Raw genomic sequence first — 21,026 nt, 5'->3', positions numbered from 1 at the left:
ATAGGAATTATTGGTCATATTTTTTTATTCTAAAATTAAGTTCCTGTTTTTTGGATATTTAACCGAATAATTTAATTCAAATTTCTTGGTTTCTTTAGGTTCTATTGAGAAATCCCATTTTATTTCACCTGTTTCTACGTTATGCTTTGCGCCTGACATTTCAACTAAATCAACTTTAATTTCTTCTAGAGTAGACACTGGAACCTGATCAAAAATTAACATATCAACTTTTTGATTCTTATTGTTTTTTACATTAATAGACCAAGCTCTTGTTTCTTCTTTTTTACTTCCAATAAATTGTTTTGTTGTAAAGTTTTTTAACTTTTCTCTTTTTACGGAAACATTTTTATCTCTTCCAAGTGAAATCTCTAATGTATCACTAGCGTATCTGATATCTAATAAGGTTTTACCAACATAAGTTTCCTCAAAAAATAAGTTTGCTTCACCTTCAAGTAAATTATATTTTTCCCAATCAGAAATGTTAGCAATCAAAAAAGCATCTTTATCTATTTTAGGAACACATATGTATTTGTATTCTGCTGGTAGTTTATAATTTGCCATATCGACAGAATAGCTTTTATTGTCTGATTTTACTGAATAAGGGATATCAATAACAAAATCTACCGTTGTTTGTTTAACAACTTGATTTGAAGGAATTTGAATACTGTTTGCCCCTCTTATTTGCAAACCACTTACTTTTCCGTCTAAGTTCTTTGTTATTGATTCTCTTTTTTTACTTCCATATCCAACAATGACAACCTCGTCTAAAGATTGACTATCTTCTTTCATATAAACATTCAAAGAAGAATTTGTTATTGGTAATATTTGACTTTCATAACCTATGTATGAAAACACTAATTGGCTCGAAAAGTTGGGTATAGTAATAGAATAGTTACCATCAAAGTCTGTACTCGTTCCAATAGTTGTGCCTTCAACTATTACATTTACTCCTGGAAGTGGCAAATTTTCTTCATCAAATACTTTTCCTTTGATTTCATTTGAAGATAGATTATATGAAGGAGGTAATGTATTGTAATTTAAATAATAAGTTTTTAGTTCTGGAGCAACTCCAGTAATATTTGGATTAGCAGATGATAAACTTAATTTTACATTAGTCCAATCAATTTTAGTGTCTTGTTTAACATTTGCTTTATAAGTAATCTCTATGGGCTCATTTATATTTTTTGCTCGAATATCATAACTTGGAAACCAACCAGAATTTCCAACTAAATAGGAAAGTTCAAAATCTGCTTTTGTAAAATTTTCAGATTCTACTTTAACAAGTATTTCTCCATTTGGAAAATCTCTTTTACTAGTTAGTGTTTTAATTTGAAGATCTAAATCAGATTTAGAATTATTTAAGTCTTTCAATCTTTTATTTATGTCAATTTCTTTGAGTTTTAAAGTTGATAATTTTGTGCTATAGAAATTTGAGGCGTCTTTTAGATTGGTAACACTTAATTCTTGGTTTTTACCTCCAATACTCCTGTTTTCTTGTAAAAAAACTAATTCCTCTTTTAAAATATCCAAATAGGTTTTTTCAAGGTTAATTTTGTCCTCAAATTCTTGAAAATTTTGTTCCAAATCTAACAATTCTTTTTGTTTATCAAGCTTGTCAATATAGTTTTGCTGATGGTTTACTGATAGAACTGTTACTTTTCCATTTGCTTTAACCTGAATACTTTTAGCATCTATGAATGGTGATAAATTAATAAATTTCAGTATGGTAGTTCCCTGTTTTAAATCAATTGTTTTTTTCCGTGTAATTTGAGCATCTTGAATAAATACAGTTACTTCATTTACTTTCGTCTCTACTTTTTTTTCCGTTATTTCTTGGGAGTATGTTTTACTAAGAATTAAACAAAAAATTAAAATGATTATCTTTTTCATACGTTTATTTATGTAGTTTTATGATGTTTGAAAATTATGTACAATTTAAACGAAATAAGGTCGTTTTAATGACTCATATCAGCCAATAAACGAAGTTAGAATTTTCTTACTAAAAATTCAATACGTACTTCTACGTATTTTCATCAGTTTCTAAACAATGGCTATGCAATAAACATTAAAATCAGCCTTACCATATACATTTAGAATGTGGCTTTGTTTGTTTGAGAACTAACTTTAAACTCATAGTAACCCTCTGGCAACGTGAATTTTCCCGTTTCTAGGCCCTTCATACCATCAGTATTATCCATTCCTTGGTTCTTTACAACCAATACGGTTTGGGTTTCTAGTAATGGCAAGGTTACATGCGCCTTGGTACCTTTAGGAATGGTTAGTTCGTAGCTATAACCATCAGTTGTTTTTTCCCAACGGGATACGATGTTGCCAAAAGGCGAGTGGTAGGTACCAGTTACAGAGTTAAGCCCTATGGGTGTTGCTGGGGTTAAGAAAAATTCTTTAAATCCGGGATGTTCTGGATCTGGGCGAATACCTGCCAACCAACGATAATACCATTCGGAAACAGTTCCAAACATGGGGTGGTCATTCGAATAGGTATCATCACTCTCTTTCCATGTTTCCCAAATAGTGGTGGCTCCACGATCTATCATAAAACCCCAACCCGGATATTCACGGCTATTTACAATATCAAAAACAATTTGTGGTGAAACGTATTTCGATAAGGTTTCCAGCGCATACTTCGTTCCAAAAATTCCTGTATTAAAATGACCCGATGGTCCTTTTTTAATGGCTCTTAGCAAGGAATCCTTAGCCTCTGGAATATCCTCTTTTGGTATTATGTCATGATACAGCAAAGTTGCGAAAAGGGTTTGTCTGTTAATTTTTCCAGGGTATGTTTGGTCCCAAAATGCCGTTTTAATTTGGTTTTTTAAGGTTTCGGCTAACGCTTCATACTTTTGCTTATCAGCCACATGGCCCATAAATTCGGCAAAGGTTGCCATAATACGCGCGCATTGCAGATAATGAGAGGTCCCGGTGAGCTGCACGGGCACAGGCTCTAAAGATTCATGATCGCTTAGGCCTTTTCCCACCAAACCGTTTGGATGAACACGTGCCACTTTATCCATCCATTGGTTATTAAAAGTGTATAGTTCTTTTATGATATCGGTGTTATTATAATACAAATAGAGGTAATATTGCGTGGTTAAGTAAGCAGATTCCCAACTAATGCCACAATAGGCCACGCCTGTAAAAGGTGCGGTGTCCACAAACGTGGAATCGTTCATAGCGTCTATCCAATCATAGATGGTTTTCCGATAGAACGATTGCATATCAAAATTATAAATGAAGGCTTCACTGGTGGCATTCAAATCACCACCATATCCGAATCGTTCCCGAGCAGGACAATCGGACTGAACGCTAACTAAATTGGATAAAAAGGTTCGTTTGGTAGCCTCCTGAATCGAATTAAGCAATTCAGATGAACTGGAAAAACTATGTTCATTAGCCACATTGGAATGCATAAAAAGCCCACGGACATCCTCAACTTTTGGCAGTTCCTTTAAGCCTTTAATTTCCATGTACCGATAGGTATGATAAGTAAAATCAGGGCTAAACCAGTCTTCTTTGTTATGACCCATAATATAGCTATCGGTTTGCCAAGCAATGTCTGGTGCCCCGGGACCACCTATGCCTTTTTTCTTAATTTGACCAGTTACGGTGGTCATGGGATTTAAAGTTCCATCGTCGTAAATGCGTTCCCCAAACCTAAAAACAATGGTATCATTTAAGTCACCATATAGTTTAATTTTATAAGTGCCCGTAAAATTTATGCCCATATCCACTATCCAAGTACCATCACCAGGCGAATTAATAGCTATGGGTGTTATTTCTTGGGTTATTTCAACTGGTGGGAAAAATGCTTTTTGGAGTTTTCCACCGGGTGCCTTTCCAATTGTAACGGGTTGCCATTGGGTATCGTCAAAACTTGGTTGGTCCCAGCCATTTAATTCGAAATTGGCATTATACACGGTGCCCAAATAAACACTATTTTTTCGAATGGGTCCCAATGTGTACTTCCAAGAGTCATCCGTGACTATGTCCTCAGATTCTCCATTGTTATAATTTATATGGAGTTTAGCAATAAAAACGGGTTTCCCCACGGTTAGGTCTTCCCTTAAATTTCGTCTTCCCCATTTCCTTAATGGCAACGGGTTGTAAAAGCCGTTACCCAAGACAACCCCTAAACAATTAGTACCTTCCTGAAGAAGTGATGTCACATCATATTCGGAATAATAAATACGCTTACTAAAGTCTGTCCAAGCGGGGTCCAGTATATTTTCTTTGATACCTTGACCGTTGATAGAAACTTTGTAATACCCTGCAGCGGTGATGTTTAAGTAAGCGGATTCAACAGCTCTATCGGTTTTGAATGCTTTTCGAAATAAAGGTGAAGGACGCTCTAAATAAAACAAGGAGTCGCTTTTTGGGAGTGGAATGCCATCTTCTATCCAAAAAGCACCATCATGTTCCCCTAAGGTTGGCTCTATGGGTTTAGGAGTATTTTTGCATGAAAATAAAAGCAAAAAATAGATACCAAAGCCGAGTTTTACAAGTTTCATGGTTGTTCTATCGGATTGCAATTTGGCTAGTTTACAGGTTTGCTTAAATCTATAAACTTTTTGTCTAATTCTGGCGAATCTTTGTATTTTAGTCTTAATTCATTCAATTTCTTGTGTAAGTTGGCAACTACAGACGCATAGGCAGGATCCTCATATACATTTTTCATCTCTTGTGGGTCCTTCTTTCGATCGTACAACTCCCATTCATCGACATCGTAATAAAAATGAACCAACTTATATGCCTTGGTCACAATGCCATAGTGGCGTTTTACCATGTGTACAGCAGGGTATTCGTAATAATGGTAGTAAACCGCTTCTCGATGCCATGCTGCGGTATTCCCTTTTAAAAGGGGCATTAAACTTTCGCCTTGCATATCACTTGGAATTTCAATTTGGGCGGCTTCCAGAAAGGTTTGTGCAAAATCCAAATTCTGAACCATTTCGTCGTTTGTTATACCTGCTTTTATTTGGTTTGGCCATCGAATTAACAAGGGCGTTTTAAACGATTCATTGTATATAAATCGTTTATCAAACCAACCATGTTCTCCAAGGTAAAAACCTTGGTCCGAGGTATATATTACCATGGTGTTTTCAGCTAATCCGCTGTCATCTAAGTAATTCAAAACTCTGCCCACATTTTCATCCACCGAAGCAATACACGCCAAATAATCCTGCATGTAACGTTGGTATTGCCAACGCATTTTTTCTTCTTCACTCATAGTGGGCCAATGTGTTTTGAAATCTTCAGCAATAGCATCTAAGGTGGGTTGATACAGGGATTTTTGCTTTGGGTTTAATCGCGCAAAATCTGCTTTTTCAAAATATAATTTATTTCTGGAATCAGCAATCGGTAAACCAATTTCTTCAATAGCTTGAGGAAGCACTTTATTGTCATAACTCAGCAATTGATCTCTGATATTCATCTCAGCACTTTTAGCAGCTTGACCACGATTAGAATAATCATCAAACAAGGTTGCTGGCTCAGGGATGTTTTTTTGGCTGTATTCTTTAAATTTCTCAGGACTTGGCCACCAAGCTCTGTGCGGTGCTTTGTGCAAATACATCATCATGAACGGCTTTTCTTTGTCCCTTTTTTTATCAAGCCAATCTAAAGTTAGGTCGGTAATGATGTCCGTAACGTAGCCTGTAATGGTGGTATCGCCTTTTTGTGTAATGAATTTGGGATTTATATAACTACCTTGACCAGGTAAAATCATAAAATCATCAACCCCTTTGGGATTGTTGCCAAAATGTAGCTTCCCAAACATAGCGGTTGCATAACCAGCCTTTTGAAATAGCTGCGGAAGGGTAACCTGTGTGGTGTCAAAGGGCATAATATTATCTATCTTACCATTAATGTGGGTATGTTTACCTGTTAATATGGTCGCTCTGGATGGCGCACAAATGGAATTGGTTACACTAGCATTGGTAAACAAGATGCCTTCTTTGGCAATACGGTCAATGTTAGGCGTTTTTATAAGCTTATCAGAATAAGCACTAATGGCCTGATAAGCGTGGTCATCAGACATGATAAAAAGAATATTAGGCTTTGCTGATAACTTTTTTTGAGGCGTGTCTACCTTACCATTTTTACAAGATAAAAGTGTTAAAATCAATATTGATAGGACAATAAAGCTTCTTAAAATGATTTTTCTTAACATAATTTTATTTCAAATCGATGGCAACAATTTGTTTAGATTCCCTACTTTTTTCTGCCATAAAGCCCATTATATGGCTTTCAACCGAAGCGTCAATAGTGGAAGTAAGCAGATTAGGATCTTGTTTTCTAACAGCCTGAATCCAATCTGAAACCAAGGCCCAATCACCACCACCATGGCCACTGTTTTTATAATCGCCCACATCTTCTACATTCATATCCCATTTGGTTACTTTTTTAGTTAAGAAATCGGTATGAACAAATTGGTCCATATCCCCAACAATATCTCCCATGGCACCCATGATTCGGGTTCTGCGCCCGTGGTAAGAAGTAAAGGCTTCCATAGAAAAATTAACGGTAATATCATCTTCAAACTCCATAGAGGTTATGTAGTGATCTGGTTGGTCGTTTTCCATTTTATAAACACAACGCCCGTAATTGGTTGTTTTTAATTGCTCTAATATAAAATCGCCATGAGTAGATTTGTCCTCAGGAAAATCAAACACATAGGTGCGCTGGCGATCTCTATGGTAAATTTTTAAAGCTGAATACGGACATGATGCTTCAACCGCACACCCATCGGTGCAACGCTGTGTACTCCCAGCTGGTGCATTGGATGCCTTAAACCATTTCAGGCTACCAAAAGCAGAAATGCTTTTACAAGGTTTACCTACTAACCATCTAAGAATGTCTAAGTCATGGCACGATTTGGCGAGTATGATAGGTGTTGTTTCTTTAGAATTATGCCAGTTTCCTCGAACATAGGAATGAGACATGTGAATATGCTCTATAGGCTCAAAATGTTGAATGCTTATAAGCTCTCCAACGGCACCGGAGTCTATCATGTCTTTGAGCTTTTTAAAATAAGGTGCATAGCGTAATACATGACAAACCGCAACGATACGCCCCGTTTTTTTAGCTAGATTAAGAATGTCTCTACATTCTTTTTCGGTAGGGGCAATAGGTTTTTCTAACAAAATATCGTAGCCCATTTCTAGGGCCTTCATACATGGCGCATAATGAAGGTTATCCGGTGTGCTGATAATAATGGCATCGGCAAATTTGGGACGCTCAAAAACATGTTCCCAAGTGGTAAATCTATTTTCATCTGGAATGTCATGTTTTTGAGCATACCGTTCATTTCTGATTGCAATGGGTTCTGCAACCCCAACTATATCCAATTGATTTGGAAATTTAACGCCATAATTCCCGTATGTGTTTCCTCTAGATCCAGCACCAAGGGTAATTACGGTAATAGGTTTATCCATATTTGGATTATCAAACTCCGCTGCCGAAATAGTTTTAGACTGTTTGTTAACATCATCTGCATCGGTTAAAGCGTTTGATATAAAGGGGATAATTCCAATGCCAAGACCTAAGTTTTTGAGTGCTTTTCTGCGATCTATTTTTTTCATCTATTAATTTTTTATTTGTTTTTGATAGGGCAGATGCCTTGCCCTGATTATTGTTTGGGTGTGTTTACCATATTCCCTATGGTCATTTCATAAATAAATGGTTTCTAACGACTGTTACCAAAGTATACGTTTCAATTGATTAACCTGTCCTGTTCTATCATGCCTAAATATCAAAAAATATAAGTACAATGTTTTCAAATAAAATACTTGCTTTAATATCCATATGGGAAAGATATTAAAACAAATTCGAATGATTTTTTAGGTTATCATGCCTGATAAATGACTACCAGTTATTGATTAAAATTAGATTGTTTTTCTTGTAAAATTGAGTGATTCCTATTTTATTAAATTTATACTAAGACTTCATTACTTTTTAACTTTATCAACCATTTTTCGAATAAGGTTATAAACAAAATGATTGGTTTTTGCATAGTGAAACGATATAAAACAAACCACTGTCATAAATATAAGGGCTCCTAAAATGGCTTCGCTGGGTTCTAATGATTGATTAAAATAACGTTTCAAACTATATCCTGTATAACTTCCATAGAGTATCACAAAATGAATCACATAAATGGATAAGGTTTTTTCGCCAATTTTCACGATTAATGATTGCTTTAAAAAGCGTTCTAAAGTATAAAACACCCCAAACAAAATAAGAACGTTACCTAATCTGGTGAACAGGTAATTATAATCGGCACTCAAATAAAATAATTCAATATTTGTTAAAAAACTTAATTTTTTTAAAACCCAGGACGATTGGTAAATTAATAAACACCCAACAATAAAAAAGGTTATGATGGTAAATGTTTTAAAGCTGTTTCTATGCGCATGCCTAAAAAATACAGTAGATATAAAAGCCCCAAAAGCCGTATATCCAAACCATGGTAAAATAGTGAACACCGAACCATTGGCTTTAGTCATATAGTTAGCAAAAAATTGTGGAACATGTTCGAGGGTTATGGTTCGGTAAAGAGGTTCTGTAACAAAGCAAATACAACCAATACTAAACAAAACAATAGAAAAAATATAACTATGCTTTTTTAATAGCATATGTAATAAAATCAATAGAATAAGAGCCAAACCGATACATTGGAGTACATCAATTACCAAAATATAAGGGCTAAAATAACCTTCAAACCAACTTTTTAAGTTGATACGCAAGCTATACCCTATTACCAATAAAAGAACACCCCTAAAAAGGCCTTTTTTAATTCTGGATTTATCATCTCCCTTAGCATAGGCTTTTAATAACAAGTAAGCAAAAACAAGGCCCGAAATGGTAAAAAATACAGGGGCAGTTATACCTCTAAAATAGGTCCAAATATTATACACGACATTGGTGTTATCTCTGTAAATAGGATTTAACAGGGTATCAATAAAATGCCCCTGTAGCATCATCAAAATAGCAAATGCTCTAACGGCATCTATGAAATATAAGCGATTAGGTTGCAATACAAGTTGGTTTAGCAATGATAAATATACTTTTAAATAATTAAATGTGAATGTTTGTAAAGTGATATATTTATAAATTATTTATTAAAAGGCCTATAAATTATGAATGAGCTTATTAAAACCTTTTCTGATTACGCATGGGGATTGCCATTGGTAATTTTGTTAATTGGTGGAGGTTTGTATTTATTGATTTATTCAAGGTTTTTGCCATTTCGCTTTTTAGGTCATGCCATTCAAGTACTTCGTGGGAAATACGATAATCCCGAAGATTCAGGAGAAATAAGTCATTTTAAAGCTTTAACCACGGCGTTGTCATCTACTATAGGTATGGGAAATATAGCGGGTGTTGCAGTAGCTATTTCGGTTGGTGGTCCAGGGGCCATGTTTTGGATGTGGGTTAGCGCCATTATTGGGATGTCTACAAAATTTTTTACTTGTAGTTTAGCGGTGTTGTATCGCGGAAAAGACTCAGCTGGTAATATACAAGGGGGGCCTATGTATTTTATCACCGAGGGACTTGGTAAACAATGGAAACCACTGGCAATATTATTTTGTATTTTCGGAATGATTGGTGCATTACCGGTGGTTAATGTTAATCAATTAACGCAGGCAATTAATGATATTGTTTTAATTCCATATGGTTTTGAGGTGGGCTTGCAGTCTAACTTAATTTTAGCAATAATATTGGTTTCCATTACTGCTTTGATAATTTTAGGAGGTTTAAAGCGCATTAGCGATACGGCTTCTAAAATGGTACCGAGTATGGTATTTCTTTATTTTATTTTGGTGTTGTTTATTTTGATTTCTAATTATGAGGTGGTACCTAAATATTTTATGATGATTCTCACGGATGCTTTTTCAGCTGAAAATTATAAAGGTGAACCGTTTTATGGAGGCGTTCTGGGGGCTCTAATATTATTAGGAATTCGTCGGGGTGCTTTTTCTAATGAAGCTGGTATAGGTACAGCACCTATGGCCCATGGTGCGGCTAAAACAAATGAGCCTATAAGAGAAGGATTAGTAGCTATGTTAGGTCCGGCTATTGATACCTTAGTAATTTGTACTCTTACGGCCTTGGCTATTTTAGTTACTGGAGTTTGGCATACCACAACAGATAACGGCGTGAGTTTAACAGCATCAGCATTCAGTCATACCATGCCTGTTTATGGTAAGTATTTATTAATGATTTGTGTGGCAACTTTTAGCATTTCTTCATTGTTTTCCTATTCTTATTATGGTACAAAATGCCTATCATTTTTAATAGGAGCTGATAAAAAACATTATTATAATTATATTTATATCCTTAGTATTATTTTGGCTGCTACCACACCATTTTCTATGATGTTAAATTTAATTGATGGCGTTTTTGCCCTAATGGCGATTCCAACTATGATAGCAACCCTTATGTTGGCCCCCAAAGTGATAAAAGAATTTAAAGATTATATACATAGAATGAAGTAAATGAATTTTAAGAAATTACCCCTATTTATGAATGATATGTCTCCTACATTAAATACTATTACTATTAAGTTTGTTTCTAGAATAGTGTATATAAAACTTCAAATAACTAAATAAATATGAAAAAAAATAACGCTAAAGCCTATTGGAAAGAAAATATACGGTATGTACTTATATTGTTGGCCATATGGTTTATGGTATCCTACGGAGCCGGTATTTTATTCAAAGAAGCTCTAAACGAGATAAAATGGGGTGGCTTTAAACTTGGATTTTGGTTTGCCCAACAAGGAGCGATGTATGTTTTTGTGGTTATAATTTTTGTGTATGTTCGATTAATGAATAAACTCGACAAAAAATATGGGTATGACAAATAGTATATTTTTATTGGAGTCTATTGGTGTCCAAAACTGGACATACATATTAGTTGGGCTAACATTTGCTTTGTATATTGGAATAGCCATTTGGTCAAGGGCAGGATCCACCAAAGAATTTTATGTCGCAGGCGGTGGTGTATCCCCGTTAGCGAACGGCATGGCCACAGCAGCCGATTGGATGAGTGCCGCATCTTTTATTTCTATGGCAGGAATTATTTCTTTTGCTGGCTATGATGGGGCTGTGTATTTGATGGGATGGACAGGAGGTTATGTACTTCTTGCATTATTGTTAGCACCTTATTTACGAAAGTTTGGAAAGTTTACAGTTCCAGATTTTATAGGCGATAGATATTATTCTAAAACTGCAAGATTAGTAGCTGTATTTTGCGCATTATTGGTGTCATTTACCTATGTAGCAGGTCAAATGCGGGGAGTAGGTATTGTGTTTTCCCGTTTTTTGGAAGTTGATATCAATGCTGGCGTTATTATAGGTATGATTATCGTATTGTTTTATGCTGTTTTAGGTGGTATGAAGGGAATTACCTATACTCAGGTTGCTCAATACTGTGTCCTTATTTTTGCCTTTATGGTACCCGCCATATTTATTTCTATCCAAATGACAGGAAATCCCATACCACAGCTTGGATTTGGAAGTACGCTATCAGATGGCTCTGGAACTTATTTATTAGATAAGTTAGATGGTTTGAGTACAGAATTAGGATTTAATGAATACACCGAAGGATCAAAATCTCTAGTGGATGTTTTTGCTATTACTTTAGCTTTAATGGTTGGAACGGCAGGATTGCCCCATGTTATTGTTCGTTTTTTTACCGTTAAGCGTGTTAAAGATGCTCGGAAATCTGCAGGAATTGCTTTACTATTGATTGTTATTTTATACAGTACAGCGCCTGCGGTAGCTGTTTTTGCCAGAACAAACATGATAGAAACCGTATCTAATCAACCTTATGTTGATGTACCTGAATGGTTTAAGAAATGGGAAACCACTGGGTTAATAATGTTTAATGATAAAAATAATGATGGATTAATCCAATATGTGGCTAATGAGCAAGAAAATGAATTAGTAGTAGATAGAGATATCATGGTTTTAGCCAACCCAGAAATTGCTAAATTACCGGATTGGGTTATAGCCCTAGTAGCAGCTGGTGGTCTAGCAGCGGCCTTATCAACGGCTGCAGGTTTACTTTTGGTAATTTCTTCATCTGTTTCACACGATTTAATTAAAAAAATTATCAATCCAAAAATTTCAGAAAAGGGCGAATTAGTGACGGCGCGTTTGTCGGCTGTTGGAGCGGTGTGTGTTGCTGGTTACTTTGGTATTAATCCACCTGGTTTTGTTGCTGCCGTTGTTGCTTTAGCCTTTGGATTGGCTGCAGCTTCCTTTTTCCCTGCCATTATTTTAGGTATTTTCTATAAAAAAATGAATAAGGAAGGCGCTATTGCTGGTATGGTAGTAGGCATTACTGCCATGCTTCTTTACATGATTAAATATAAATTAGGCTGGTTTGACGAAGTAGTTCCAGATAAAAGTGAATGGTGGTTTGGCATTTCGCCTGAGGGCTTTGGAACTGTGGCGATGATTTTAAATTTTATTGTTTCAATAATTATAATGAAATTTACTCCAGATCCACCAGAAGAGGTACAAGACATTGTTGAGTTAATTAGAATACCCAGCGGTGCCGCGGAGGCAACTGGTCATTAAGCTAAACCGTTAACAACTAAACCATAAAAGAGTAACTAAAAAATGAGTAATTACCACATAAAACACTTAGAGGAATATTATCAAGTTTATAGAAAATCAATCAGGGAACCAGAAAATTTTTGGGAAGAAGTAGCAGAAGAGCATTTTATATGGCGAAAAAAGTGGGATAATGTATTGAGTTGGGATTTTACTAAACCTGAAGTCAAATGGTTTGAAGGGGCTAAACTTAATATCACCGAAAACTGTATTGATAGACATTTAGCAACCAGAGGTGATAAAACGGCTATTCTTTTCGAACCAAACAATCCAAGTGAACTTCCAGAGCATATTACTTACAAAGAATTACACAAACGGGTTAATAAGTTTGCTAATGTTTTAAAATCGTTTGGTATTTCAAAAGGCGATAGAATTTGTATTTATCTACCTATGATACCTGAATTGGCTATTTCCGTCTTGGCTTGTGCAAGAATAGGAGCCATCCATTCTGTGGTGTTTGCGGGATTTTCTTCTACAGCATTATCTACCAGAATAAACGATAGTGACTGTAAAATGGTGATTACCAGTGATGGTTCATATCGTGGTGCGAAAACCATCGATTTAAAAGGTATAGTGGATGATGCACTTGAAAATTGTAAAGGTGTAAAATCAGTTTTAGTAGCCAAACGTATTTGTTCAGAAATAAACATGACATTAGGTCGCGACCATTGGTTACAACCGCTTTTGGATGAGGCTTCCGATGATTGCAAAGCTGAAATTATGGATGCCGAAGACCCATTATTTATTTTATATACATCGGGGTCTACAGGAAAACCCAAGGGTATGGTGCACAGCACGGCAGGATACATGGTTTATACGGCTTACACCTTTAAAAACGTATTTCAATACAGAGAAACGGATGTCTATTGGTGTACAGCCGATATAGGATGGATTACGGGACATAGTTATATTGTTTATGGCCCTTTGGTGAATGGTGCCACCACGGTAATGTTTGAAGGCGTGCCAAGTTACCCGAATTTCGGACGTTTTTGGCAAATTATAGAAAAGCACAAAGTCAACCAATTTTATACCGCACCAACGGCCATTCGAGCGTTAGCAAAAGAGGGCATGGAATTTATTGAGAAACATGATTTATCTTCATTAAAGGTCTTAGGTTCTGTAGGAGAACCTATTAATGAAGAAGCATGGCATTGGTACAACGATAATATAGGAAAGAAAAAAAGCCCGATTGTAGACACTTGGTGGCAAACTGAAACCGGAGGAATCATGATAACTCCCATACCTTTTGTAACGCCAACCAAACCAACGTATGCTACCTTACCATTTATTGGTATTCAGCCTGCTCTAATGGACGAAAATGGTAAAGAAATAAAAGGGAACCAAGTAGACGGTCGTTTGTGTATTAAATTTCCATGGCCTAGTATGGCAAGAACCATCTGGGGCAACCATGAGCGTTACAGAGATACTTATTTCTCGGCGTTTGAAAACAAATATTTTACTGGTGATGGCGCTTTGCGTGATGAGGTTGGGTATTATCGAATTACTGGTAGGGTAGATGACGTCATTATAGTCTCGGGTCATAACTTAGGAACTGCACCCATTGAAGATGCCATTAATGAACACCCCGCAGTTGCTGAAAGTGCGATTGTTGGATTTCCACATGATATTAAAGGAAATGCGCTTTATGGCTACGTCATTTTAAAGGATGTAGGTGAAACTCGAGATCACAATAATCTTCGAAAGGAAATCAATCAAATTATCACCGAGCATATTGGCCCCATTGCAAAACTGGATAAAATTCAGTTTACAAGTGGTTTACCTAAAACAAGAAGCGGAAAAATCATGCGACGTATTTTAAGAAAAATAGCCTGCAAGGATACCAGTAATTTAGGAGATACCAGTACGCTTTTAAACCCTGAAGTCGTGCAGGAGATAATGGATAATGCTTTATAAGAATTATACTAATTTAAAATCCAATAGCAATTCTCCTTCGATAGAAGCTTGTAAATGATCACCTTTAAAATTTTGGCCAGCACCACTTGCCGGCGTTCCTGTAAAAATGAGGTCGCCAGCCTCAAGGGTCATATATTTCGATACATAGGCAATGATTTCTGCAAAATTATAAATCATATGTCCAGTATTTCCTTTTTGTTTTGGTTGACCGTTGATTTTTAAATCAAAATTAATGTCATTCAAATTTTTGAAACTAGAAATAGGCTTAAACGAAGAAATAGGTGATGCACCATCAAAGCCCTTTGCCAAGGCCCATGGCCCCTTGTTTTCCCTACTAGCATTTAAAACATCTTTTGCTGTATAGTCTATACCAACAGCCATTTCAGAAATATATGAATTGGCTATTTCCTCAGATATTTCCTTTCCTTTTTTTGCAATTTTGATAACCAATTCAACTTCATAAAGAAGCTCACTGGTAATCTTTGGAAATTCAATGTTTTTATTGTTCGTAACTAGGGTGCTTTCAGCTTTTATAAAAATTAATTGCTCCCCTTTTTTTAAAGAACTTACCTCGCTGATGTCGTTAACGTAGTTTTTCCCAATACCTATTATTTTCACTTGTAAAAAATTAAAACTTGGGTTTAAAATTAATAATTAATGAGTAATAATGATAAAGAAATTTAACTAATTATTTTTATGTAAATAATTTATTATTAGTACCTTGATACATGTAATTTTTAAACAATTTAGATATGATTAAAGTGAATGCATATGCTGCAAATGAGGCAGGTGGTACATTAGAAAAGTTTCAATACGAATTACCTAAAATTGATAGTGAACATGTAGACATTAAAGTTTTGTATTGTGGTATTTGTCATTCAGATTTGAGTATGATAAATAATGAATGGGGAATGTCCCAATTTCCCTTAGTGCCAGGGCATGAAATAGTTGGTGAAGTTGTAGCTATGGGAAGCGAAGTTAAAAACTTAAAAATAGGAGATAAAGTTGGTATGGGTTGGTATTCGGCCTCCTGTATGCAGTGCAATCAATGCTTGGATGGGAAACAACATTTGTGTGGTACCGCAGAAAGCACAATAGTAGGTCGCCATGGCGGATTTGCAGATAGGGTTCGCGGACATTGGTCATGGGTAACTCCGTTACCAAAAGGATTGGATATCGCAAAAGCCGGCCCTTTATTTTGTGGTGGTATTACCGTTTTTAACCCAATCGTTTTATCGGGTGTACAACCTACTGATAAAGTCGGTGTTATTGGAATTGGAGGGCTAGGGCATATGGCTATAAAATTTTTAAAAGCTTGGGGTTGCGAGGTTACTGCTTTTAGCTCTAATCCAAATAAAAAGGATAGTATTTTAAAAATGGGAGCGCATCATGTAGTAGATTCTACGAATCCTGAGGATTTAGATAGTATCGCAGGCACTTTAGATTTTATTTTAAATACAACTAATGTCACGCTAGATTGGAATTCATTTTTAACAACTTTAGCTCCACAGGGTAAATTACATACCGTTGGAGCCGTTTTAGAGCCTATGGCCATTCCTGCTTTTAGCATGATTATGGGAGAAAAATCGGTTGGAGGAAGTCCTTTGGGAAGTATAGCACTTACTAGAAAAATGTTAGAATTTTGTGTAAGACATAATATCTATCCAACAGTAGAAGAATTTAAAATGGACGACGTTAACAAAGCTATGAAACACCTAGAAGATGGAAAGGCCCGTTTTAGAATTGTATTAAAAGCTTAATTTTAGTTTAATCATTAAAAATAATAATCATGGCAAAATCGCATGATGCAAAAAAGAATGTAAAAAAAGAGGCTGTTTTAACGCCTAAGGAAAAGAAGGCAGCAAAATTAGCTAAAAAAGCTAAACGCACTTAGTTTACAGTATTACAGAATTTTTAAATAAAACCACTTTTTAAAAGTGGTTTTTTATTTTAAAGTATTTTTTAGAGTGCGTTCTAGAGAATACGTATTTTTACTCGCTATTTAAATGAAACTCAAATGCAACACCTAAAAGATAAAACCAAAGAAAAACCAAAGGTCACTATGCTACAAGCCTTTAAAACTATCATTTGGCCACGGCGAAATTTGGTTTTTATTGGTTTAGTTTTGATTGTTATTAAAAGCTTATCGGGTTTGGTTTTGCCATGGCAAAGCAAGGTTTTATTGGATGAAGTCGTGCCCAATAAAGATTACGACCAGCTTTATACTTTAATAGTTTTAGTATTATCAGCCCTTTTAATACAATCGGTAACCTCGTTTTTACTGACTCGAATTTTAAGTGTACAGGCACAATATTTGATTAGTGAGTTACGAGCAAAAGTTCAAAAGAAAGTATTGTCATTGCCTATTAGTTTTTTTGATAATACCAAGTCGGGTGCGTTGGTATCGCGGATTATGACCGATGTTGAAGGCGTTCGAAACTTAATTGGTACAGGTTTGGTGCAATTGGTTGGTGGTTCTTTTACGGCCATTATCTCGTTAATTATTTTGATAAAACTAAACCCATGGATGACCCTTTTTGTGTTCATTCCACTCTCTATATTTGGTTATATAGCACTTCGCGCTTTTAAATACATTCGCCCAATTTTTAGGACCCGTGGGAAAATAAATGCGGAAGTCACAGGAAGACTTACCGAAACCTTGGCTGGTGTTCGGGTAATCAAGGCATTTAATGCAGAAGAGCAAGAACAGCAGGTTTTTGAAAGGGGGGTTGAAAGGCTATACCAAAATGTAAAGAAGAGTTTAACAGCCACCGCATTTATGACGAGTTCGTCCACCTTCTTAATTGGTGTCGCCACAACAGGCATCATGGGTATAGGAGGCTACTATATGATTATAGGTGATATGACTACCGGAGATTTTCTATTTTTTACCTTAATTCTTGGTTTTATGATAGCGCCCATCGTACAAATGAGCAACATTGGTAGTCAGCTAACCGAAGCTTTGGCAGGATTGGATAGAACCGAAGAACTCATGAATATGACCGCCGAGGAGGATAATTTGGAGCGCGAAATAGAGTTGAAAAGCTTAAATGGTGATATTCAATTTCACGATGTATCGTTTGCTTATGAGGAAGGGAAAGATGTACTACACAACATTAATTTTAAAGCACCGGCAGGTTCTGTGACAGCATTAGTAGGAAGTTCTGGATCTGGAAAATCTACCATTGCCGGGTTATCGGCGACGTTTTTAACACCGAAATCGGGTAAGGTGACCATTGATAACCAAGATTTATCAAAAGTAAAATTAAATAGTTACCGTAAATATTTAGGTGTGGTATTACAAGATGAATTTTTATTTGAAGGCACCATTAAGGAAAACATCCTGTTTCCCAGACCCAATGCCACTGAAACAGAATTACAAAACGCCGTAAAAGCCGCGTATGTTAATGAGTTTACTGATAGGTTTGAGGATGGCTTGGAGACTTTAATAGGGGAACGAGGCGTGAAGCTTTCTGGTGGGCAACGGCAACGATTAGCCATTGCCAGGGCTATTTTGGCAAATCCAAAAATTATTATTTTGGATGAAGCCACCTCTAATTTGGATACTGAAAGCGAAGCGCTTATTCAAAAAAGTTTAAATGAATTGGTGAAAGATAGAACCACCATTGTTATCGCCCATCGTTTAAGCACCATTAGAAAAGCAGACCAAATTTTAGTGATTGAAGCTGGCCATATTGTAGAGCGGGGCACCCACGATGAACTCATTGCTAAAGGAGGTAGGTACTTTGATTTATATACCTATCAGGCTAAGATTTAGGAGATTCGTTTAACGGTTTTGTGTATGGTTAGTTGCGTGTTTAAGCAACTAATTTAGTAAACAAAAACGAACGCGAGAAAATTCCGAAGGAATTTTCCAAATAAGCAACGACCAAAGCAATTAATTATACACGTTGTTACCTGCTGGCTTTATTTCGCTCGTTTTAATTTTTTTCCAATTTCTTTTTCAAGGTCTTTTAATGTGCTTTTTTTAGTTAAATTCAATTCCGATAATATTTTTTTCGTAACTGGTCTACAATAATCAATGTCGTTTTCACTTCCTGCGCAATTCAAACAACCAGAATTATTATAAAAGATATAACTATAATTTATTATTAAATCTCCACCAAGATGCGAGTCAAGACAACTTGAAAACATTTTTAGTTTTCTTGAGATTTCTTCGCAATATTTTAAGTCCGAAATATTATAAATGTCAAATGCCATTGAAGGATACCATTTTTCATTATAGGTTTCTTCTCTTAATTTATCTTTTATAGATTTTGTTCTGCGAAATTCAATTCGTCCAATTGGTTTTATAGAGTCTTTGCTTTCAATTTTATAATCAAATTCATAAGTCCAATTCTTTGGATTATTTATGTCAGGTTTCGAATCACACGAAAAAAGAAACAGAGTTAATAAAATGAATAGGATTTTCGGCATTCTCAATGTTGGTTTTCAGCTTGCAGGTAACTCTTAAGATATGGTCAGTTTTAATTGATTATATCGATAGTTAAACGAAGTTAGCTGAAAACTTTTACAAAGTCAAATGCTGGTCAATTATTTTAACTAACTTTATTTAAATACTTGCCAATTTCATTTTCGTCCTTAAAACAACAAAAACCAACAACGAACATATCCCGAAAAAGGAAAACCCAATAAAAAGAGGTAAAACGGAAGTTTCTACAAAGCTACCAATGTAGTTTGCAATAGGAACTGCCAATACCGTGGAAAGAAACCCATTAATGGCTGCACCAATACCAGCTATATGTCCTAAAGGTTCCATTGCTAACGCTCTTAAATTTCCAAATAAAAAGCCAACCGCAAAAAATTGTAAGGCAAAAAAGCCTAACAATACATAAATACTTGGGTTGTGGCCAGAGAAAAACAACATAACATACAAAATGGAAATAACCGCATAAGCAATACAGGACACATAGGCTATTTTAAACATGCCAAACCGCACTACCAATCGGCTGTTTAAAAATGTGGCTAACCCCACCGAAATGGCTAAACTTGCAAAAATGTATGGAAACATATCGGCTAAATTATATTGTTTCTGGAATATTTGTTGTGAGGTACTTAAATACACCATAAATGAGCCTGTAATAAAACCAGAAACCATAGTAAAGGCCACCGCTTCCTTATATTTGAAGAATTCTTTAACGCCATCAATAAACAAATGCGACGAAAATTTAATACGTTTTTCTTTTGGTAGGGTTTCAGGTTGTCGTATCCAAAACCACAGCATGATAAAAACACCAAAAATTAAATTGAAATAGAAAATGGCTTCCCAATTAAAGCTATGTAATAAAAACTGTCCCAAGGTTGGCGCTATAACGGGTATTAACAAAAAAAACATCACGATAATGGATATGATTTTAGCCATATAATCGCCACTAAATTGATCCCTTACCATGGAAATGCTTATGGTTCTTGCCGATGACAACCCAAATCCTTGAAGGGTTCTGCCAATTATCATCATTTCAAAATTTCTGGTGGTTACACAAATCATACTTGCCAAAATAAATATGATGAAACCCACATATACCATTGGTTTTCTTCCAAAACTATCGGATAATGGTCCCAACACCAATTGTCCGCAACCAATGCCCAGAAAAATCATGGTAATCAACAATTGGTTGTCGTTTGGATTGTTTATTTGTAAGGATTTCCCAATGTTTGGTAAAGCGGGTAATAAAGCATCAATAGAGAGGGCTACCAAAGACATTAAAGAGGCCATTAAAGCCACAAATTCAAATTTAAAGTGTTGAGGTTTTTGCATGTTTCAAAAGTAGGCTAATTTTTATGATGAAAAATCTATAAGCCATCTATTAACCTAATCTTATTATTGTTAAATTTGATGAGACCGAATAGTTTCATATGAATATAAAACCTCTTCTAAATTACATTACCAATTTTGTTGTTTTAACGGAAGCAGAAGAAGCCTTTTTAACTTCTAAAGTCATTTACAGAAAGTATTTAAAGGGTCAGTACATACTACAACAGGGCGATATTTGTAAATTTCAATGTTTTGTTATTTCTGGTTGTACCAAAACCTTTTATGTGGATGACAGCGGGCAGGAGCATATAGTGATGTTTTCTATTGCAGATTGGTGGGCTTCAGATATGGGGAGTTATATAACCCAAACTCCAGCAGACTATAATATTCAATGTATCGATAAAACAGAATTAATTATGTTCCCATATGATGTCATGGAAGAATTATTTTCTGAAATCCCCAAATTAGAACGTTTTTTCAGGAAAATTATTGAGCGTGGTTTGGTGGCTTCTCAAAAGCGCGTAGTTAGAAGATTTAGTCTTTCAGCAAAAGACCGGTATTTATATTTTAGAAATCAATACCCAAAAATAGAAAAACTTATTCCTCAATATATGGTGGCATCCTATTTAGGAATAACTAAAGAATTTTTAAGTAAAATAAAGGCTCAACTTCTCGAGGAGGAGTAAATGTTAATC

At 35.5% G+C, this 21,026-nt stretch carries 15 protein-coding genes; 7 read left to right on the top strand and 8 right to left on the bottom strand.

Annotated features, from left to right (window positions below; genetic code table 11):
* Window positions 1–24: 24 nt before the first annotated feature.
* From ABD963_RS08775 to ABD963_RS08755, 5 genes are all read right to left on the bottom strand, one after another.
* Window positions 25–1,890: a mucoidy inhibitor MuiA family protein gene (locus ABD963_RS08775; protein ID WP_345276576.1), complete on the bottom strand. Its 1,866-nt coding sequence runs from the start codon at window positions 1,888–1,890 to the stop codon at window positions 25–27.
* Window positions 1,891–2,090: 200 nt separating this feature from the next.
* Window positions 2,091–4,526: a family 78 glycoside hydrolase catalytic domain gene (locus ABD963_RS08770; protein WP_345276575.1), complete on the bottom strand. Its 2,436-nt coding sequence runs from the start codon at window positions 4,524–4,526 to the stop codon at window positions 2,091–2,093.
* 26 nt (window positions 4,527–4,552) lie between these two features.
* The gene (locus tag ABD963_RS08765) at window positions 4,553–6,187 is read right to left on the bottom strand and encodes a sulfatase family protein (protein ID WP_345276574.1); all 1,635 of its coding nucleotides are present in this window, start codon (window positions 6,185–6,187) and stop codon (window positions 4,553–4,555) included.
* Window positions 6,188–6,191: 4 nt separating this feature from the next.
* Complete coding sequence (locus ABD963_RS08760; RefSeq protein WP_345276573.1) at window positions 6,192–7,598, bottom strand: Gfo/Idh/MocA family protein; 1,407 nt, start codon at window positions 7,596–7,598, stop codon at window positions 6,192–6,194.
* A gap of 366 nt (window positions 7,599–7,964) precedes the next feature.
* A complete protein-coding gene (locus ABD963_RS08755; RefSeq protein WP_345276572.1) occupies window positions 7,965–9,071 on the bottom strand; it encodes a heparan-alpha-glucosaminide N-acetyltransferase domain-containing protein in 1,107 nt (368 codons plus the stop codon).
* A gap of 84 nt (window positions 9,072–9,155) precedes the next feature.
* Between ABD963_RS08755 and ABD963_RS08750 the strand changes: the two genes are divergently transcribed.
* The 4 genes from ABD963_RS08750 (at window position 9,156) to acs (ending at window position 14,555) form a co-directional block, all read left to right on the top strand.
* The gene (locus ABD963_RS08750; RefSeq protein ID WP_345276571.1) at window positions 9,156–10,514 is read left to right on the top strand and encodes an alanine/glycine:cation symporter family protein; all 1,359 of its coding nucleotides are present in this window, start codon (window positions 9,156–9,158) and stop codon (window positions 10,512–10,514) included.
* Between the two features lie 116 nt (window positions 10,515–10,630).
* Complete coding sequence (locus ABD963_RS08745) at window positions 10,631–10,885, top strand: DUF4212 domain-containing protein (protein WP_345276570.1); 255 nt, start codon at window positions 10,631–10,633, stop codon at window positions 10,883–10,885.
* A gap of 19 nt (window positions 10,886–10,904) precedes the next feature.
* Window positions 10,905–12,605, top strand: coding sequence for a sodium:solute symporter family protein (locus ABD963_RS08740; protein ID WP_345276732.1), 1,701 nt, complete (start codon window positions 10,905–10,907; stop codon window positions 12,603–12,605).
* A 42-nt stretch (window positions 12,606–12,647) separates the two neighbouring features.
* Window positions 12,648–14,555, top strand: a complete 1,908-nt coding sequence (acs, locus tag ABD963_RS08735) for an acetate--CoA ligase (protein ID WP_345276569.1) — start codon at window positions 12,648–12,650, stop codon at window positions 14,553–14,555.
* A gap of 3 nt (window positions 14,556–14,558) precedes the next feature.
* On the opposite strand, the gene ABD963_RS08730 is transcribed toward acs, so the two are convergent.
* The gene (locus ABD963_RS08730) at window positions 14,559–15,173 is read right to left on the bottom strand and encodes a fumarylacetoacetate hydrolase family protein (protein WP_345276568.1); all 615 of its coding nucleotides are present in this window, start codon (window positions 15,171–15,173) and stop codon (window positions 14,559–14,561) included.
* 134 nt (window positions 15,174–15,307) lie between these two features.
* Here ABD963_RS08730 and ahr point away from each other — a divergent pair, with 134 nt between their 5' ends.
* A complete protein-coding gene (gene ahr / locus ABD963_RS08725) occupies window positions 15,308–16,315 on the top strand; it encodes an NADPH-dependent aldehyde reductase Ahr (RefSeq protein WP_345276567.1) in 1,008 nt (335 codons plus the stop codon).
* 257 nt (window positions 16,316–16,572) lie between these two features.
* Entirely contained in the window at window positions 16,573–18,333 is a 1,761-nt protein-coding gene (locus ABD963_RS08720) for an ABC transporter ATP-binding protein (RefSeq protein ID WP_345276566.1), read from the top strand.
* Window positions 18,334–18,482: 149 nt separating this feature from the next.
* On the opposite strand, the gene ABD963_RS08715 is transcribed toward ABD963_RS08720, so the two are convergent.
* A complete protein-coding gene (locus ABD963_RS08715) occupies window positions 18,483–18,992 on the bottom strand; it encodes a hypothetical protein (RefSeq protein WP_345276565.1) in 510 nt (169 codons plus the stop codon).
* A gap of 136 nt (window positions 18,993–19,128) precedes the next feature.
* The gene (locus tag ABD963_RS08710; RefSeq protein WP_345276564.1) at window positions 19,129–20,334 is read right to left on the bottom strand and encodes a multidrug effflux MFS transporter; all 1,206 of its coding nucleotides are present in this window, start codon (window positions 20,332–20,334) and stop codon (window positions 19,129–19,131) included.
* Between the two features lie 98 nt (window positions 20,335–20,432).
* Here ABD963_RS08710 and ABD963_RS08705 point away from each other — a divergent pair, with 98 nt between their 5' ends.
* On the top strand, window positions 20,433–21,017 hold the full coding sequence (locus tag ABD963_RS08705) for a Crp/Fnr family transcriptional regulator (RefSeq protein ID WP_345276563.1): 585 nt from the start codon (window positions 20,433–20,435) through the stop codon (window positions 21,015–21,017).
* The last annotated feature ends 9 nt before the right edge of the window (window positions 21,018–21,026 follow it).

It is taken from the genome of Litoribaculum gwangyangense (assembly GCF_039543505.1).
Classification (GTDB): Bacteria; Bacteroidota; Bacteroidia; order Flavobacteriales; family Flavobacteriaceae; genus Litoribaculum; species Litoribaculum gwangyangense.
The sequence above is the reverse complement of the archived record's forward strand: the minus strand, read 5'-3'. Positions and strand labels throughout refer to the sequence as shown.

Coding starts and splice junctions, on each gene's coding strand:
- ABD963_RS08775 (WP_345276576.1), bottom strand. CDS start 1,890: ATGAAAAAGATAATCATTTTAATTTTTTGTTTAATTCTTAGTAAAACA.
- ABD963_RS08770 (WP_345276575.1), bottom strand. CDS start 4,526: ATGAAACTTGTAAAACTCGGCTTTGGTATCTATTTTTTGCTTTTATTT.
- ABD963_RS08765 (WP_345276574.1), bottom strand. CDS start 6,187: ATGTTAAGAAAAATCATTTTAAGAAGCTTTATTGTCCTATCAATATTG.
- ABD963_RS08760 (WP_345276573.1), bottom strand. CDS start 7,598: ATGAAAAAAATAGATCGCAGAAAAGCACTCAAAAACTTAGGTCTTGGC.
- ABD963_RS08750 (WP_345276571.1), top strand. CDS start 9,156: ATGAATGAGCTTATTAAAACCTTTTCTGATTACGCATGGGGATTGCCA.
- ABD963_RS08745 (WP_345276570.1), top strand. CDS start 10,631: ATGAAAAAAAATAACGCTAAAGCCTATTGGAAAGAAAATATACGGTAT.
- acs (WP_345276569.1), top strand. CDS start 12,648: ATGAGTAATTACCACATAAAACACTTAGAGGAATATTATCAAGTTTAT.
- ahr (WP_345276567.1), top strand. CDS start 15,308: ATGATTAAAGTGAATGCATATGCTGCAAATGAGGCAGGTGGTACATTA.
- ABD963_RS08720 (WP_345276566.1), top strand. CDS start 16,573: ATGCAACACCTAAAAGATAAAACCAAAGAAAAACCAAAGGTCACTATG.
- ABD963_RS08715 (WP_345276565.1), bottom strand. CDS start 18,992: ATGCCGAAAATCCTATTCATTTTATTAACTCTGTTTCTTTTTTCGTGT.
- ABD963_RS08710 (WP_345276564.1), bottom strand. CDS start 20,334: ATGCAAAAACCTCAACACTTTAAATTTGAATTTGTGGCTTTAATGGCC.
- ABD963_RS08705 (WP_345276563.1), top strand. CDS start 20,433: ATGAATATAAAACCTCTTCTAAATTACATTACCAATTTTGTTGTTTTA.